Raw genomic sequence first — 15,660 nt, 5'->3', positions numbered from 1 at the left:
TGCTGCTTCCAGGAGCTGAGAGCAGCGAGAAACGTCCAACGGCGATGAGGGTCGGCGGCCGGAGAACGGCCGGCTCGACTCACAGCGGTCCGAGGACCTCCTGCACCGGTGCGTCCAGCTGCAGGTCCTCGAGCACCGTGAGCAGCTGCCTCTCCTCGTAGCGGAAGTGGTTCTCCATGATCGCCGCCACCCCCTCCAGGTGCCGATCGAGCTCGCCGGGCGAGGCGGCCCGGTCCAGGGCCTCGCGCAGATCGCCGAGGAGGTGGCCGATCATCGAGTGGTCCCGCTCGAGGTTCCTCAGGACCGGAGCCAGATGCGGGTGCGAGCCCTCGATCGCCGGGAACAGCGCGTGGTCCTCGCCGCGATGGTGGCCGTCGAGAGCCGTGCAGAAGCCGTGGCAGAAGATCAGCAGGTCGCGGCCCGCCCGCTCGGCGCTCGCGCCGTCCTGCACTGCCTCCCGAGAGACGGCCAGCGCCTGCCGCAGGCGCTGATGGACGGTCCGCAGCTCGGTGCTCCAGGCCAGGAGCCTGGTGGTGTCGCGCTCAGTCACAAGACCTCGACGGGAGTGATGCGGGCATCCCGGCCCTTCAGCCCGCCTGGTCCGGCAGCGCCGCCGTCCCCGTCGTCCGCAGGCGCTCCTTCACCAGCTCCGGGAACAGCGGCCGGCCGTAGAAGTAGCCCTGCGCCCGCTCCGCGCGCAGCGACGTCAGCAGCGCGTGGGCCGACGGGGTCTCGACGCCCTCGACGATCGTGTGCATGTCGAGGTCCGACACCAGGTTGATGATCGAGCGGAGGATCGTGGCGTGCTTCGGGTTCTCCTCGTCCGCCAGGAAGACGCGGTCGATCTTCACGATGCTCAGCGGCACGGTGAGCAGGGCGGCGGCGGCCGCGTGCTCCTGGCCGTAGTCGTCGAGGGCGATCGCGATGCCCTCCTCCGTCAGCCGGCGCACCCGCTCGATCACCTCGGCGTCGACGCGGCCGATCGAGCCCTCGGTCAGCTCCAGGCAGAGCTGGATGCCCTTCTCGGCCGTGCGGTGGCCGCGGACGAGGTCGAGGAGGTCGTCGTGCAGGAGCTGGTCGGCCTCGAGGTTGACGCTGAGGAACGTGATCGTGTCGTCGATCCCGCGGAACTCGACCATGCAGGCGACGGCCTGGTCGATGATCTGCATCGTCAGCCGATCGAGCAGGCCCAGTGAGCGGGCGACGTCGACGAGCGTCGGCGGGCTCAGCGGGGTGCCGTCGCGGCGGGTGTAACGGGCGAGGGCCTCGAAGCCGATGATGCGGCGCTCGGCCACGTCGATGACCGGCTGGAACGCGACGCGCACCGCCTCGTCGAGCACGGCCTCGTGGATCTCGGTGAGCAGGTCCTCGCCCGTCGGGTCCTGGGGCGCCCCCTTGCGCTCCTTCTTCGACTCGTACATCCGCTCGTCGGCCTCCTGCATGACCCGGTCGAAGCTGCCGCCGTCGACGGCGACCGGGGCGCCGATGCTGATGCGGGGGTGGAGGGTGAGGCCGCCGACGAGGACGGGGCGCTCGACCGCGCGGCTGATGCGCTGGGCGACGGCTCCCGCCGTGGCCGAGTCGAGCAGCACGGCGAACTCGTCGCCGCCGATGCGCGCGACGACGTCGTCGCTGCGCACGCTCTCGCGGATCCGGCGGCCGACCTCCTCGAGGACCGTGTTGCCCGTCGAGTGGCCGTGGGTGTCGTTGATCGCCTTGAAGGCGTCGAGGTCCATGAACAGCATCGCCCGGCGCGACGGATCGGTGATCGCGTCGAACTCCTCGTAGAGTCCGCGGAGGTTCGTGAGGCCCGTGAGCGAATCCGTCGTGGCCGCATCGCGCAGGGCGCGCGTGTTGCGGCGGTCGTAGAGGGCCTGGGTGGCGATGTGGGCGAGGGCCAGCAGCGTCCTGTGCTCCAGGGGGCTGAAGCCGTCGGAGTCGGGGCGGCGGGTGAGGACCACGTGGCGGACGCCGGTGCCCGGCGCGGTCACGGGCGCGGACAGCTCGAAGGGCCGGCCCGGCTCCTCCGCGATGCGGATGCTCGCCGACGGGATCGACTGCCGCGCGGATTTCTCGAGCGTCTCGAAGATCGCGGCCTGGTCGCCCCACGGCAGCGCGAGCGACGCCTGCACGAGGCCCTCGAGCTTGCGCTCGACGCGGGTGCGGCGCAGCTGCTGGCTGACCACGGCGATCGCCAGCGCGATCAGCAGCAGCGTGTTGGCCGAGCGGATGTCGACGCCGACGCCCAGGTCGATCCGCTCGATCCCGGAGGAGAGCCGGGCCCCGTAGGCGAGCGCCACGAGTCCGATGTTCAGGGCGAGCGCGAGGGCGACGCGGTCCGCGCGCAGGGTGGGGCGCGGCGCGTCCGGCACCTCGTCGAGCGTCAGCCACGCCTGCAGGTACTCGACCCCGATCGAGAGCAGACCGTAGGCGAGCACCGCGGGGACGGCGGCGATCACGGGCCACCAGCCCGTGTGCGGGAAGAGCGAGAGCGTCAGGAGGAACGCGCCGCCCGACAGGCCGGCGAGCCCGGTCAGGTAGACGATCACCATCCACGGCCGCCGGTTGACGATCAGGTACGCGGCGAGCGCCAGCACCCAGAGCACCAGCGCCTGGGGCCGCGGGACGTCCTCGGCGAGGAACGCGAGGACCGACACCCCGACTCCGAAGGTCACGGTGCCGATGCCGGAGGAGAGCTCGAGCCGGAACGACGCGGTGATCCACATCGCGGTGAGCAGCACGAGGAACGGCAGGCCGAGCGCGGGCAGCGCGGTCGCGTTCGGCACGAGCAGGACGGCGGTGAGGAGCAGCCCCGCGGCACCGACGCCGAGGCGGAGAGCACGGATGCGCGCGGAGGCGCGGGCCCGGTCGCCGTTCGGCAGCACGATCGTCTCGTCGGCGCGCGCGCTCACGACTCCGTCACTCACTCGGACCCCCCGCGTCCGCTCTGGTGCGGATGGGCCCACTCTGGCAGATCGGCGGGCGCGAGGGCCCCTCCCCTGCGGGATCGGGATCGGCGCCCCGGCGACGCCGTCACGGCCTCAGTCCCGCACCGGCAGGCGCGCCGCGAGCCGCGCGCCACCCGAGGCGGACGGCAGCAGCTCGAGCCCGCCTCCGTAGACCGCGAACTGGCGGGCCAGGCGGTCGAGACCGCTCCACTCCGGAGCCTCGCCCGGGCCCCGCCCGTCGTCTTCCAGGGACACCAGCACGGCAGGAGCGTCGTCGACCGCGACCGTCAGCCGCACCGCGTCCGCCCCGCCGTGCTTGAGCGCGTTCGTCAGCGCCTCCTCGACCGTGCGCACGAGCAGGACGCGCTGCTCCAGGGGGACGGCGCGCTCCTCCACCTCGGCGTAGCGCTCGTCGATGTCGAGCTCCACCGCGATCTCGAGCGGGAGCCGGGCGAGGAGGTCGCGGACCGCCGCGACCAGGCCGTGGTCGATGTCGACCGGGTAGAGCGCGCCGCTCGCGGCTCTCACCTCCTGCTCGCGGAGCTCGTCGAGGCGGTCGGCGATCGAGACGACGCGGGAGGGATCGGCCGGGGCGCCGGCCGCCGCGCGCAATTCCGCGCTCAGCACGACGAGCGAGTTCTGGAGCCGTCCGTGCAGATTCTGCGCGACCTCGCGGCGCACGCGCAGCTCCTCCTCCTGCAGCGCCTGCACGGCCTGGACCGCCTGGAGCAGCACGCGGGCGTTCTCGCGCTCCTTCTCGCGCACCCGCCGCGCGGTGCGCACGAGCAGGAAGCCGAACGCGGTGATCATGCCGATGACGACGGTGCCGACGGCCAGCTCGATGACGAGAGCGTCGATCGCGTCGAGCGGATAGACGCCCGCGAGCACCTGCAGCGTGCAGCGCACGAGAGCGACGCCCACCGCGAGCGCGACGACCGCGGGCAGCGAGACGCGGCGCGGGAACCGCTCGGGGCGCAGCACCGCGAGCAGCAGGACGGCCAGGGCGATCGCCGAGACGTTGACGCTCACCCGGACCACGACGTCCAGGACGGGCCCGCCCGCCACTCCGCGGACCGTCTGCGACAGCATGCCGAGCGCGAAGACCGCCTGCAGCGCGGCCAGCACCGAGAGCACGCCGCCCAGGAGCGACACGACTCCGATCAGGATGCGGTTGTCCTGGCGGAGGTCCTCGCGCGTGGGCCGGGTGCCGTCGACGAGGGTCATCCGGTGTGCTCGAGGAACTGCAGGGTCGCCTCGACCCGCGGATTGCGGGCGCCGTCGGCGCGCAGGCCCAGGCCCGCGTAGACCGCGTTGACGTGGTTGTCGACCGAGCGGACGGCGATGCCCAGCTTCTCGGCGATCGCGGCGTTGGTCAGGCCCGCCGAGAGCCAGGTCAGCACCTCGTACTGCCGGCGGCTCAGGGCGGCGACGGGCGAGTTGCGGCGGGCGGTGCGGGCGGCGACGAGGGCCGGATCCAGGACGGTCCGCCCGTCGGACGTCGCGCGGATCGCCGTCAGCAGAGCCGGGGTCGAGAGCGAGGACGTCTTCGAGAGGTAGCTCCAGCCGCGCGCCTCGGAGCGGTCGAGCCGGAGGAAGCGGTGCATCGCGTCGACGGCCGAGAGCAGCACGACGGCGAGCTCGGCATTGCGGGCGCGCAGCTCGCGGCCCAGCTCGATGCCGTCGCCGTCGCCCAGCTCGATGTCGAGGATCGCGACGTCGAGCGACTCCGGCTGCAGCCGCTCGCGCGCCTCGGCGACGGAGGAGGCGTCGACGACGCTCCGCACGCCGGGCACCGAGCGCAGCATCGACGCCAGCATCTGCCGGTAGAGGGGCTGGTCGTCGACGACGGCCACCCTCAGATCCCGAACGCCCCCCACGGAAGTCACGGATCCATGATCGCGCATCGACACGGCGGTCGAGGGCCCCCGGGCCCCGGGATATACCCCTAGAAGAGGGCCCCGCTGAGGGCGAGACCGAGGAGCGCCGCGGCGAGCGCCGCCGCCCACGTGCCCACGCCGTAGGCGAGGGCCGCGGCCCGGCGCCCCTCGAGCAGCATCCGCGCGGCCTCGACGCTCGCCGTGCTGAAGGTGGTGAATCCGCCCAGGAGCCCCATGCCCAGCAGGATCCGCCACTCCTCGGCGACGACGCCCGCGAGAGCGAGACCGGCGACGAGCCCCAGCAGCAGCGAACCGGCCACGTTGATCAGGGCCGTGCCGATCGGCCAGCGGACGGGCACGAGCGAGCGCGCGACTCCGTCGACCACGAGGCGGGCGGCCGAGCCGGCACCACCGGCCAACGCCGTGCCCAGGAGGAGGGCGAGCGGAGTCACTCCGCGGCCCGTCCGGCGGGAGTCGGTTCTGCGCGCGCGGTGCGGTGGGCGAGCAGGATGCCGAGCACGGCGGCCGAGGTGCCGAGCACCAGCGTGATCGCGACGGCGAGCGCGGCCTCGGCGACGCGTCCCGCGAGGAGCAGCTCCGCGGTGTCGAGCGAGAACGCGCTGTAGGTGGTGAAGCCGCCGAGCACGCCCGTGCCGAGAAGGAGCCGTGCCGTGCGACGGCCGCCGTCGTCGGGGCCGCTCCGGGCGAGCGACTCGAGGAGCACGCCCAGGAGGAACGCGCCGACGAGGTTCACCGCGATCGTCGGCAGGGGCAGGCCCCCGACCGGAGGCAGTGCGAGCGCGGTCGCGTACCGGGCGGCGGTCCCGACGGAGCCGCCCGCCGCGACGAGGAGGATCGGACCGGCGCGCAGGTGCAGCGGGCGCGTCACTCCGCCAGATCCCACGGCACGCGGTGCGCCGGGTCGCGCTCGGCACGCGGCACCACCACGACGGGCCGGTGCTGGCGGTGGGCCAGGTGCACGGCGACGCTGCCACTGAGGAACTCGGCGATGCTCGCGAGCACCCCGGAGTCGCGGGTGCCGACGACGATCATGCGCGCGTCCGTCTTCTCGGCGGCATCGCTGAGCGCGAGCGCGGGCTCGCCCTCCGCGACCTGGAACGTGTGCTCGGCGCCGTCGAGGATCGACTCGACCTCGGCCACGAGGCTCGGCGGAGCGGTCGGGCGATCGGCCGGACGGCCTCGACCGACGACCGGGATCGCGCCCGTCATCGGATCGACGTACTCGCCGACGAGGTAGGGATCGGGGGCGGCGTAGAGGACGAGGAGCGGAGCGCCGAAGTCCTTCGCGAAGCGCGCGGCGGTGCGCAGGACCTCCGGTCGCTGGCCCTCGGCGACGCCGACGAGCACGGGACCCGTGGGGGTGGACTCGGTCATGGACGGCTCCTTCCCTTGCCCGTCCATCCTGGCACCGGGGACCGCAGGACGGGTCGTGATCCTTTCGTTATCTGCGAGGGTCGGGTTAGACTCGCTCCTCGCCGGTGCCCGACCGGCCCCGCCGGTGGCCCCGAAGCCCCGCGGACGGACGATCCCGAGGAGTACGCGCGCGTGTCGAACCCTGGCGTTCCCGAGGATCCGGAGCGCGTGGAGGGGGCGGCACCGGTGCCGTTGACGCGGCGCGAGGCGCGAGCGGCGGAGGCTGCTGCGGCTCGAGAGAGTGTGGGTGTCGTGCCTGCTGCTGGTGCTCCTGCTGCGATCGTCGCTCCTGCTGCGTCTGTCACTCCTTCTGCGTCGGCTCCGGCCACGGCCCGCGTCGTCGCTCCCGCGCGCGCTGCGACCACCCCGCGCTCCTCCGCCCGCCCCGCCCCGTCGAGCACCCCCTCGCTCAGCCGCCGCGCGCTCGGCTTCGCCACCTTCTCGATCGTCGGCGGACTCGTCGCGACCACCGCGATCCCGGCGTACGGCGCCCGCGGCACCACCGCCGCCTCGGGCGGAGCCGGCACCGCCGCGAACCGAGCGGGCCTGCAGAACCTCACCGTCTCCTCCGAGACCGCCGGGCAGACCGCCGTGCGCGACGCCTTCGCCGCGCCGACGCAGGCGCAGCTCGACGAGGCGAGCCGCCAGGCGGCCGTGCTCTCGGGCTCGAACGGCGGCGAGTTCACGACCGTGCAGACGCGCGCCGTGGGCGACGACTACCCGTGGCCCTACGAGACCATCGACGACGACGGCGGCGGACTCTCGCCGCTCGGCTACTACTACCGCGAGTGCGTCGACTTCGTGGCCTGGCGCCTCAACCGCGATGCCGGCGCGACCGCCGCGCCGTGGACGTACACCTGGGGGAACATCACCCCGATGGGCGGCAGCGCGTGGGAGTGGCCCGACAACTGGGCCGCCAAGGGCTGGGCGACGAGCAGCGTGCCGATCGTGGGCTGCGTCGCGTGGTGGACCTACAACCACGTCTCGTACGTGCAGAAGGTGAACGACGACGGCACCGTGCTCCTCGAGGAGTACAACTACGGCGGCAAGCACAGCTACGTGACGCGGACGTACCCGACGGCGCAGGTGCCCCTCTTCCTGTACCCGCCGGCGCTGTAGCGCGGGCGGGATTCCACGCGGTCGAGCATGGGCAGTGGTGCCCATCGACCCGCGTTCGGGGCGTCCCTACAGTGAGCGGCACGCGGCCCCTTCGAGGCGGCCGCGGCGTCCGGAACCACTCCTCACTGCCGAGAAAGGCGACCGATGTCGTCCCACGCCGCTCCTCGTCCACTCGCCCGCCTGCTGCTCGCCCTTCTCGTGCTGCTGCTCCTGCTCGCGACGCTCCTCGCCGCGCCACCGGCGCGGGCGGCGGAGGTGCTGGAGGTGGAGCCGAACAACAGCACGGCGACTGCGCAGCCACTGGCGCTGGGAACGACGGTGTCGGGCGTGTTCGCGGCTGGCAACTGCCGCAACTGGTCGGACTGCGACATCTACAAGATGACGACGAGCACTGCAGGCCGCCTTCAGATCGATCTGCGCTTCTCCGACGATCTCGGGACGGACGGTCGATTCCTGATCGACGTGCTCGACGCGAGCGGGGCAGGTCTCTACGAGTACTACGGTTCGACCGCGGATTACGACGGCAGCAAGGTCCGAGCTTTGGCGATGTACGTCGACTCGGGCACGTTCTACGTCTCGGTCACCAGCGGCTCCATCCTCACGAACCAGTCCTACACACTGCTCGCGACTGTGACACCAGGCATCGTCGAGACCGAGCCCAACGGGTCGACCGCAACTGCGGACCCCATCGAACTCGGCAGGACCATCGCCGGCTCTCTGCTGAGCGCTGGGTGCAATGATGACTGCGACTTCTTCCGTCTGCAGCTCTCGCAACCCGCTCGTCTCAGCGCCGATCTGCGGTACTCCTGTCTGCTCGGTGCGAACCGGCTGTTCCTCGTCTCGACGTACGACAACTCCGGTGACGAGATCACGGAAACCGTCCTGGATGGTGGCGATTGCGACGGCGCCGCGCTTCGGTCCGTCCCCATCTCAGCTCCGGCCGGAAACGTCTACGTCAGCATCCGGCCGATGTCGGACATCGTCCGCGGCCAGGAATACAAGCTCACCGTCAACCGCACCGACATCCCCACGCCCGACGTCGATGTGAAGCGCCTCTCGGGCAGCGACCGGCAGGGCACCGCCGTCGAGATCTCGAAGGCGACCTTCGCGCCCGGCGTCCCCGTCGCCTACATCGCGACCGGAGCGAAGTTCCCGGATGCGCTGGCCGCCGCGCCCGCCGCAGCGACCCAGGGCGGACCCCTCCTGCTCGTCGACCGCGACAGCATGAGCCCGAGCGTGAAGCAGGAGCTGGCCCGGCTGCAGCCGCAGCGGATCGTGGTCGTCGGCTCCGCACTCAGCGTCGGCGACGCGCTCTACGCGGAGCTCGCCCGCTACGCCGGCTCGATCGAGCGGATCGGCGGCGTCGACCGCTACGACACGGCCGAGAAGATCGTGCGGTCGGCGTTCGGCTCCGGCGCCTCGAAGGCGTGGATCGCGACCGGCGAGAAGTTCCCGGACGCCCTCGGCGCCAGCGCGGCCGCCGGTGCGGTCGACGCTCCCGTGCTGCTCGTCAACGGCGGGGCGACCTCGGCCGACCCGCGCACGAAGGGGCTGCTGACCGACCTCGGCGCAGGCTCCGTCACGATCGCGGGCAGCGCGCTCTCGGTCAGCGAGGGCATCGAGAATTCGCTGCCGGTACCGGCGACGCGCATCGGCGGCTCCGACCGCTACGACACCTCGGAGCAGCTGAACCGCGCGGCGTTCCCCTCGGCGAGCACGGTGTACTTCGCCACCGGAGAGAACTTCCCCGACGCCCTCGCGGGGGCCACGGCGGCCGGGTTCACGAGCAGCCCGCTCTTCGCGGTACGTCCCGACTGCGTGCCGCCGAAGGTGCTCCAGGACGTGACCGCGCTCGGCGCCGACACGGTGATCCTGCTCGGCAGCACCGGAACCCTCTCGGACCGGGTCGCGCGACTCGTGTCCTGCTGAGGTCGGTCCCCGTCCGCGGGAGGCCGTTCCGGTCCGCCGTCGTCGGCGTTCCGGAGCGGCCTCTCGCGGTCACGGCAGCACTGTCAGGAGGGTGTCGAAGGCGGGGGTGCGCGGGTCGACGAGATCGAAATGGTCGGCTCCGGCGAGTTCGAGGAGGCGCGTGGACGGATGCCGGGCCGCGTAGGCACGGCTGAGGGACGGCGGCGCATCGGAGTCGTCCGTGCCGTGCACGAGGGTGACGGGCATCGGAGGTGTCGGCAGCTGCAGCGGGTCGGCGGGGGCGAGCGGATGGTCGCCGAGCAGTTCGAGCACGGCGTCGTCGCTGAGGCCCAGCTCGGCGGCGGCGCGCAGGTCGGCGACTCCGGCGAGCGCCACGACCGCCTCGACGTGGGGCGACGGATGCGCGGCCTGCGACCACAGGGCGAGATGCCCGCCGGCGGAGTGTCCGACGAGCGTCGTCCGCGGAGCCGCGCCGATGAGAGCGGGCAGGGCTGCGAGGAACGCGACGACGTCGGCTCCGGTCCCCGGCCAACCGCCTCCGGGATCGCCGACCCGGCGGTACTCGGGCAGCAGCACGTCGTGACCGCGGTCGGCGAGTGCCGCGGCGAGCGGACGGAGGTGCGTGCGATCCCAGCGGGCGCGCCAGAACCCGCCGTGCACGAGCACGACGCGTCCGCGGCCGGATGATCGCGGGGCGTAGCGGTCCGCGATCTGCTGCGGAGCCGCTCCGTAGCGCAGGACCGCGTCGGGCTCGCGCGCCACGAGGTCGAGGAGGTCGGTCACCCCGGCACTCTAGGCGGCCGGGCTCCGGGTGTCGGGTGGCGGTACGCGCCTACGGCGCTACTCGACCGGCAAGGGAAGGGGGCGCCAACTCCCCCTGCTGATCGAGTAGCCCGCGCAGCGGGCGTATCGAGATCCGCCACCTCCCGGCATCGCGGGTCTCGATACGCGCCTGCGGCGCTACTCGACCAGCAGGAGGGGCGTCAGCTCTCGAACCAGCCGCGGGGGTGGTGGTCGGCGGTGAGCGGGGTGCGCTCGCGGGTCGGGCGAGCCCAGCGCACGGCGTTCGCGAGCACGCGCTGGATGTCGGGGTGGTGGTAGACGGGGTAGTCCTGGTCGCCGGGCGAGAAGTAGAACACCTTCCCGAGGCCCCGCGTGTAGGTGACTCCCGAGCGGAACACCTCGCCGCCGGTGAACGTCGAGAGGAACACCGTCTCCTCCGGCACAGGGATGTCGAAGTACTCGCCGTACATCTCCTGCTGCGGGATCACGATCGGGCTCGGAACACCCTGCGCGATCGGATGCGTCGGAGCGATCGTCCAGACCAGCTCGCGGTCCTGATCGTTGCGCCACTTCAGCGAGCACGTCGTGCCCATCAGCGCCTGGAAGATCTTGGAGTAGTGGCCGGAGTGCAGCACCAGGATTCCCATCCCCTCCTGCACGTGCCGCAGCACCCGCTGCACCACCTCGTCCGACACCTCGCCGTGCGCGATGTGGCCCCACCACAGGAGCACGTCGGTGCGTGCCAACGCCTCCTCGGTGAGACCGTGCTCGGGCTCGGGGAGCGTCGCGGTGCGCACCGCGACGCCGTCGCCGAGCGAATCCGTGAGGCCTTCCGCGATGACCCGGTGGATGCCCTCCGGGTAGTGCTTCATCACCGTCTCGTCGCCACGGGTCTCGTGGCGGAACTCGTTCCAGACGAGGACCTCGACGGGTCCGGCCGGGGTGCTCGCGGGGGTCGTGTCGAGGGCGCTCATGCGACCGCCACCTCCTTCTTCTCGGCGGCGGAGCGGTAGATCGCGTCGATCACGCGGCTGCGGTGCAGCGCGTACTCGCCGTAGTGACCGGAGTAGCGGGGCTCGCCGGCCGGGACGTCGGCTCCCGAAGCGATCGCGTCGAGGAACTCGGCGATGACCGACCGGTGGTGGCCCGACGGCACCGGGATGGTCGGGCGCGAGGTGGTGGGGGCGCCGGCGACCTCGGAGTAGAAGGTCACGGTGCCCTCCGTCGCGTAGTCGGCGACGTGCAGGCGGGCGCCGCCCGCGGAGCCGAGGAGCTCGACCTCGATGTCCTCGTCGACCTTGGAGTAGCTGGCCCAGGAGGCGTCGAGCTGCAGGCTGCGACCGTTGTCCAGGCGCAGGAGCGCGCTCGAGAAGTCCTCCACCTCGAACGCGTGCGTGCCGCTCGCCGCGACTCCGTAGGGGCGGCCGCCGCGTCCGGAGCGCCCGATCTCGCCGTAGGCGACGGCCGAGACGCTGGTGACGCGCGGCTCGTCGAGCAGGTGCAGCGCGATGTCGAGGACGTGCGAGCCGAGATCGATCAGCGGACCGCCTCCGGCCAGTGCCTTGCTGGTGAACCAGGAGCCGATGCCGGGGATGCCGGTGCGCCGCTGCCAGCTCGCGCGGGCGTGGTAGACGTCGCCGAGCGGAGCGTCGTCGAGGTAGCGGCGGAGGTACGCCACGTCGGCGCGGCGGCGGTGGTTGTAGGCGATCTCCAGCACGCGGTCGGCGGCGCGGGCGGCCTCGACCATCTCGGCGGCGAGGTCGGCGGTGGTCGCGAGCGGCTTCTCGCAGAAGACGTGCTTGCCGGTCGCCAGCGCGGCGACGGCGATGGGGTGGTGCAGGTGGTTGGGTACGCCGATCGAGACGACGTCGAGGTCGTCGCGTGCGACGAGGTCCTCCCAGTCGGAGTAGAGGTCGGGAACGTCGCGGGTCGCGCCGAGTTCGCGCAGGCGCGCCTCCTCCTGACCGGCGAGGGCGACGACGCGCGCGCCGGGAAGGGCCTGGAAGGCGTCGAGGTGGGTGGTGCCGGCGAAGCCGAGGCCGACGACGCCGACCCGGAGCTCGGAGGTGTTCTCAGTCATGCTCGAAGCCTAGTCGAATTGATTCGAGTGCTGGATAAACTCTGGGTGTTCAACTTCAACAACGGCGCTCGGCCCGAGGTCGGTCGACTCGACGCGAAGCGGGGCCTGAAGCGCATCGACGACCCGGTTCGCGACGACTCGGCGGGGCCAGTGACGCCGACTGGGCGGGGAACGGGCTCTGGCGCAGGCGCGAAGCCCGGTTCGCGTCCCCTGGAGTGCCGCGACTCCCCTGCCGATCGAGCGGACCGCGCAGCGGGCGCAGCGAGATCCACCAGCGCTGGAGGACGGGGGTCTCGATACGCGGCCTGCGGCCGCTACTCGACCAGCGAAGGAGAGGGCGAGCCACCCCTGCTGATCGAGTAGCGCGCGCAGCGCGCGTATCGAGATCCACCAGCGCTCGAGGAGGGCGACGCGGTCTGCGAAGGGTGGGGCGGGCGCTGGCAGCATGGGGGCATGAGTGCAGTCGAGCAGCAGCCCGGGATCGACGACGACGAGGTACTGCGGAGGCTGCCGAAGACGGAGCTGCACTGCCACTTCGCGTCGACGATGAGCTCCGCGCACCTGGTCGCCTCGGCCGACCGCTACGGGGTGGAGCTGCCGTCCACCGACCCGGCGACGCTCTTCGACTTCGCCGACCTGCAGGAGTTCCTGGTCGCCTTCCGCGCCGCGCACCGGGTGCTGCGGACACCCGCCGACCTCGCCACCGTCGCCTACGACGGGGTCCGTGCGGCGGCGGCGCAGGGACTGCGCTACCGCGAGTACGCGATCAACCCGCAGTACTTCGCCGACTCGGCCTACCTCGGCTGGAGCGGGCTCGGGTACGCCGACGTGCTCGATCCGATCCTCGACGGGCTGCGCGCCGCGGAGGCCGACCTCGGCGTCGGATTCCGGATGGTCGTGGCCGTGAACCGCAGGGAGTCCGCGGGCAGCGCGGTCGAGCTGGTCGAGACGATCCGCCGGCACCCGCGCGAGGAGGTGGTCGCCCTCGGCATGGACGATCTGACGCCCGAGGGCGCGGAGGATCCCGGCCGGTTCCGCGAAGCGTTCGCGCTCGCGCGCCGCTCGGGACTCGCGCTCACCGCCCACGTCGGCGAGACGGACCGGTCCGAGAACGACTCCGTGCGGATCGCGCTGGACGCGCTGCAGGTCGACAGGATCGACCACGGCTACCGGATCCTCGACGACCCGGATCTGGTCGCGAGAGCCCGGGATTCCGGCATCGGATTCACGACCACTCCGGTGTCGACGACGATCTGCTCGGGATGGACGCTCGACCCGCAGCACCGGATCGCGGAGATGGTGCGGGCGGGGCTGCGCGTCACGGTGTCGACGGACGACGCCGTGTTCTTCCGCACGGACATCGGCCGCGAGTACCGGGAGGCGCTGCCCGCGCTGGGGCTCGGGATCGACGACGCCTGCACGATCGTACGGAACGGCGTGGAGGCCGCGTTCTGCCCACCGGAGCAGAAGGCGCGGCTGCGGGAGGAGTTCGATGCGGTGATCGCGGGGCTGCTGGGCGAGCGCTCGCTGATCGAGTAGGCCGCGGAGCACGGTGTATCGAGATCCGCGTCAGTCGGGGGAAGAAGACGGCGGCCGCGTGGTCGGTGGACGTGGGTCTCGATACGCCCCTGCGGGGCTACTCGACCAGCGGAGGTGGCGGGAGGCGGGCGAGCAGGTCGGCGTGGGCGCGCACGCGCACCGCATCCACGCCGGCGTCGTCGTCGAGCGAGATCAGCAGGATCTCGAGGCCCCGCCAGAACGCCACGATCTCGCGGGCCAGCACGGGCACCTCCTCCGCCGGCACTCCCGATTCGGCGAGCGCCCGGCGCAGCTCCGGCTGCAGGAACTCGTCGAAGCGGCCGCGCGTCGCCCGCCACTCCTCGGCCTGCTCGAACGCCGCGAGCCCGAAGACCTGGAAGAACAGCCGCAGGTAGGGCCGGTTGCCCGCCGAGGCGAGCGCCTCCCAGGATCGGTCGAGCCGCTCGCCGAGCGGGCGGCCGGGCACCAGCAGCTCGTCGGCCGCGCGCTGCATGTCGGGGAAGCGCACGGCCGCGGCGATGAGCGCCTCCGACAGCAGCTCGGCGCGGGAGCCGAAGTAGTACAGCAGCATGCGGTTGTTGGAGTCGGCCGCGCGGGCCAGAGCACGCAGCGACACGGTCGCCACGCCGTGCTCGAGGATGTGGTCGACGACGCTCTCGAGCAGCAGCGATCGCCTCGTCCCAGCGGTGGTCATCGCGTCGCTCCCCTCGGCCGGACCCGCGTCAGCGTAGCGGCACCCTGCCGCGTCCCACGAGCCGTGGTGTATCCATGGGCGGGAGCACGGTGCACGGGCACCGCGCCGCACCGGAGGGGGACGCGATGGCACCGCCGCGCAGGAAGGCCACGCTGCTGGCCGTCGCCGAGCACGCCGGGGTGTCGCTGAAGACCGCGTCGAACGTCGTCAACGGCACCGGACGGATGGCCGACGAGACCCGTCAGCGCGTGCGGGCGGCGGTGGACGAGCTCGGCTACACCGTCAACGTCGCCGCGAGGAACCTGACCCGCGGGCGCACCGACTCCGTCACGCTGGCGGTGCCGACCCTGAAGGCCGCCTACCTGGCCGAGCTCGCCGAGGTCGTGGTCGACACCGCGCGCCGGAGAGACCTCGTCGTCTACGTGACGACCTACCCGGACGAGGGCCGCACGGGCTCGCGCCGGCTGCTGCAGCAGTTCAACTCGCAGCTCACCGACGGGCTGCTGCTCTCGCTGTCCGAGCACGAGACGCTCGACCGCGAGGCGCTGGACGTGCCGTATCCGCTCGTCTGCCTCGGCTCGCGGAACACCTACGGCCTGACCGATCGGGTGACCACGGACGACGTCGACGACGCCCGCACCGCCACCGCGCACCTGCTCGAGCGCGGCAGCACGTCGATCGCGGTGGTGGGCGCGCACGTGCCGTTCGACGCTACGGGCATCGGCGCCGCGCGCGAGGGGAACGCCGAGCTGCGCCTGCGCGGGGTGCTCGAGGAGGTGACCGCCTGGGGCGGCGCCCTCGATCCGCGCCTGGTCGGAGTGACCGGCTACGACTGGACGATCGGCTCGGGGTTCCGGGTGGCCCGCGATCTCATCGAGACCGGCCCGCCGTTCGACGGCCTCGTCTGCCTCAACGACGGCCTGGCGATCGGAGCGGTCTCGGCGCTGCGCGAGGGGGGCCTGCGCCTCCCCGAGGACGTCCAGGTCATCGGCTTCGACGACGTCGAGGAGTCCGCGTACCTCAATCCGCCGCTCACGACGATGGACTCGCGGATCGACTGGATCGCGGAGACCGCGCTCGACAAGCTGATCGCCCGGATCGACCGCGCGGCGGGCGCGCCGACGACCGAGTTCGCCCGCTCCAGGGTGATCGAGCGGGCGACGACGAGGACTGTCGGAAAACGCTTCTTGCGGTCGGAGGCGTCCGCGGTCTAGATTCGCCCCCGTGGTACAGCGCTGTACCACGTAGGACCTGCGA

Annotated in this window: 15 protein-coding genes; 4 read left to right on the top strand and 11 right to left on the bottom strand. The window is 72.4% G+C overall.

Going from position 1 to position 15,660, the window contains the following annotated elements:
* Positions 1–79: 79 nt before the first annotated feature.
* From C1I63_RS07060 to C1I63_RS07030, 7 genes are all read right to left on the bottom strand, one after another.
* Positions 80–550 (bottom strand): hemerythrin domain-containing protein, encoded by a 471-nt coding sequence (locus tag C1I63_RS07060; protein WP_107574305.1) that lies wholly within the window; start codon positions 548–550, stop codon positions 80–82.
* Between the two features lie 37 nt (positions 551–587).
* A complete protein-coding gene (locus tag C1I63_RS07055) occupies positions 588–2,912 on the bottom strand; it encodes an EAL domain-containing protein (protein WP_146168392.1) in 2,325 nt (774 codons plus the stop codon).
* A gap of 129 nt (positions 2,913–3,041) precedes the next feature.
* Positions 3,042–4,172 carry a sensor histidine kinase gene (locus C1I63_RS07050; protein ID WP_107574303.1) on the bottom strand — a complete coding sequence of 377 codons (1,131 nt, stop codon included), beginning with the start codon at positions 4,170–4,172 and terminating at the stop codon, positions 3,042–3,044.
* Positions 4,169–4,834 (bottom strand): response regulator transcription factor, encoded by a 666-nt coding sequence (locus C1I63_RS07045; RefSeq protein WP_244907002.1) that lies wholly within the window; start codon positions 4,832–4,834, stop codon positions 4,169–4,171. The genes C1I63_RS07050 and C1I63_RS07045 overlap by 4 nt, the downstream gene beginning before the upstream one ends.
* Positions 4,835–4,893: 59 nt before the next feature.
* Complete coding sequence (locus tag C1I63_RS07040; RefSeq protein WP_107574302.1) at positions 4,894–5,277, bottom strand: FluC/FEX family fluoride channel; 384 nt, start codon at positions 5,275–5,277, stop codon at positions 4,894–4,896.
* A complete protein-coding gene (locus C1I63_RS07035; RefSeq protein WP_107574301.1) occupies positions 5,274–5,714 on the bottom strand; it encodes a fluoride efflux transporter FluC in 441 nt (146 codons plus the stop codon). The genes C1I63_RS07040 and C1I63_RS07035 overlap by 4 nt, the downstream gene beginning before the upstream one ends.
* On the bottom strand, positions 5,711–6,220 hold the full coding sequence (locus C1I63_RS07030) for a universal stress protein (protein WP_055785770.1): 510 nt from the start codon (positions 6,218–6,220) through the stop codon (positions 5,711–5,713). Before C1I63_RS07030 ends, C1I63_RS07035 begins: the two co-directional genes overlap by 4 nt.
* Positions 6,221–6,511: 291 nt before the next feature.
* Here C1I63_RS07030 and C1I63_RS07025 point away from each other — a divergent pair, with 291 nt between their 5' ends.
* Positions 6,512–7,378, top strand: coding sequence for a CHAP domain-containing protein (locus C1I63_RS07025; protein ID WP_146168391.1), 867 nt, complete (start codon positions 6,512–6,514; stop codon positions 7,376–7,378).
* A gap of 144 nt (positions 7,379–7,522) precedes the next feature.
* The gene (locus tag C1I63_RS07020) at positions 7,523–9,307 is read left to right on the top strand and encodes a cell wall-binding repeat-containing protein (protein ID WP_107574299.1); all 1,785 of its coding nucleotides are present in this window, start codon (positions 7,523–7,525) and stop codon (positions 9,305–9,307) included.
* A gap of 69 nt (positions 9,308–9,376) precedes the next feature.
* Here the strand turns inward: C1I63_RS07020 and C1I63_RS07015 are convergent, their stop codons facing one another.
* The 3 genes from C1I63_RS07015 to C1I63_RS07005 form a co-directional block, all read right to left on the bottom strand.
* Positions 9,377–10,090 (bottom strand): alpha/beta hydrolase family protein, encoded by a 714-nt coding sequence (locus C1I63_RS07015; RefSeq protein WP_107574298.1) that lies wholly within the window; start codon positions 10,088–10,090, stop codon positions 9,377–9,379.
* A gap of 200 nt (positions 10,091–10,290) precedes the next feature.
* Positions 10,291–11,064, bottom strand: a complete 774-nt coding sequence (locus tag C1I63_RS07010; RefSeq protein ID WP_107574297.1) for a ThuA domain-containing protein — start codon at positions 11,062–11,064, stop codon at positions 10,291–10,293.
* A complete protein-coding gene (locus C1I63_RS07005) occupies positions 11,061–12,170 on the bottom strand; it encodes a Gfo/Idh/MocA family protein (RefSeq protein WP_107574296.1) in 1,110 nt (369 codons plus the stop codon). The genes C1I63_RS07010 and C1I63_RS07005 overlap by 4 nt, the downstream gene beginning before the upstream one ends.
* 453 nt (positions 12,171–12,623) lie before the next feature.
* Between C1I63_RS07005 and add the strand changes: the two genes are divergently transcribed.
* A complete protein-coding gene (gene add / locus C1I63_RS07000; protein WP_107574295.1) occupies positions 12,624–13,709 on the top strand; it encodes an adenosine deaminase in 1,086 nt (361 codons plus the stop codon).
* Between the two features lie 97 nt (positions 13,710–13,806).
* On the opposite strand, the gene C1I63_RS06995 is transcribed toward add, so the two are convergent.
* Positions 13,807–14,403 (bottom strand): TetR family transcriptional regulator, encoded by a 597-nt coding sequence (locus C1I63_RS06995; protein ID WP_107574294.1) that lies wholly within the window; start codon positions 14,401–14,403, stop codon positions 13,807–13,809.
* A gap of 74 nt (positions 14,404–14,477) precedes the next feature.
* On the opposite strand from C1I63_RS06995, the gene C1I63_RS06990 reads away from it, so the two are divergent.
* Positions 14,478–15,617, top strand: coding sequence for a LacI family DNA-binding transcriptional regulator (locus C1I63_RS06990; RefSeq protein WP_211315588.1), 1,140 nt, complete (start codon positions 14,478–14,480; stop codon positions 15,615–15,617).
* The last annotated feature ends 43 nt before the right edge of the window (positions 15,618–15,660 follow it).

The organism is Rathayibacter caricis DSM 15933 (assembly GCF_003044275.1).
In the GTDB taxonomy this organism is placed as follows: domain Bacteria; phylum Actinomycetota; class Actinomycetes; order Actinomycetales; family Microbacteriaceae; genus Rathayibacter; species Rathayibacter caricis.
This window is presented reverse-complemented; position numbering and strand designations above follow the sequence as displayed.

What these genes read in the sequence shown, in the direction of transcription:
- add (WP_107574295.1), top strand. Translation starts at nt 12,624, where the DNA reads ATGAGTGCAGTCGAGCAGCAGCCCGGGATCGACGACGACGAGGTACTG.
- C1I63_RS07010 (WP_107574297.1), bottom strand. Translation starts at nt 11,064, where the DNA reads ATGAGCGCCCTCGACACGACCCCCGCGAGCACCCCGGCCGGACCCGTC.
- C1I63_RS07050 (WP_107574303.1), bottom strand. Translation starts at nt 4,172, where the DNA reads ATGACCCTCGTCGACGGCACCCGGCCCACGCGCGAGGACCTCCGCCAG.
- C1I63_RS06990 (WP_211315588.1), top strand. Translation starts at nt 14,478, where the DNA reads ATGGGCGGGAGCACGGTGCACGGGCACCGCGCCGCACCGGAGGGGGAC.
- C1I63_RS07005 (WP_107574296.1), bottom strand. Translation starts at nt 12,170, where the DNA reads ATGACTGAGAACACCTCCGAGCTCCGGGTCGGCGTCGTCGGCCTCGGC.
- C1I63_RS06995 (WP_107574294.1), bottom strand. Translation starts at nt 14,403, where the DNA reads ATGACCACCGCTGGGACGAGGCGATCGCTGCTGCTCGAGAGCGTCGTC.
- C1I63_RS07020 (WP_107574299.1), top strand. Translation starts at nt 7,523, where the DNA reads ATGTCGTCCCACGCCGCTCCTCGTCCACTCGCCCGCCTGCTGCTCGCC.
- C1I63_RS07030 (WP_055785770.1), bottom strand. Translation starts at nt 6,220, where the DNA reads ATGACCGAGTCCACCCCCACGGGTCCCGTGCTCGTCGGCGTCGCCGAG.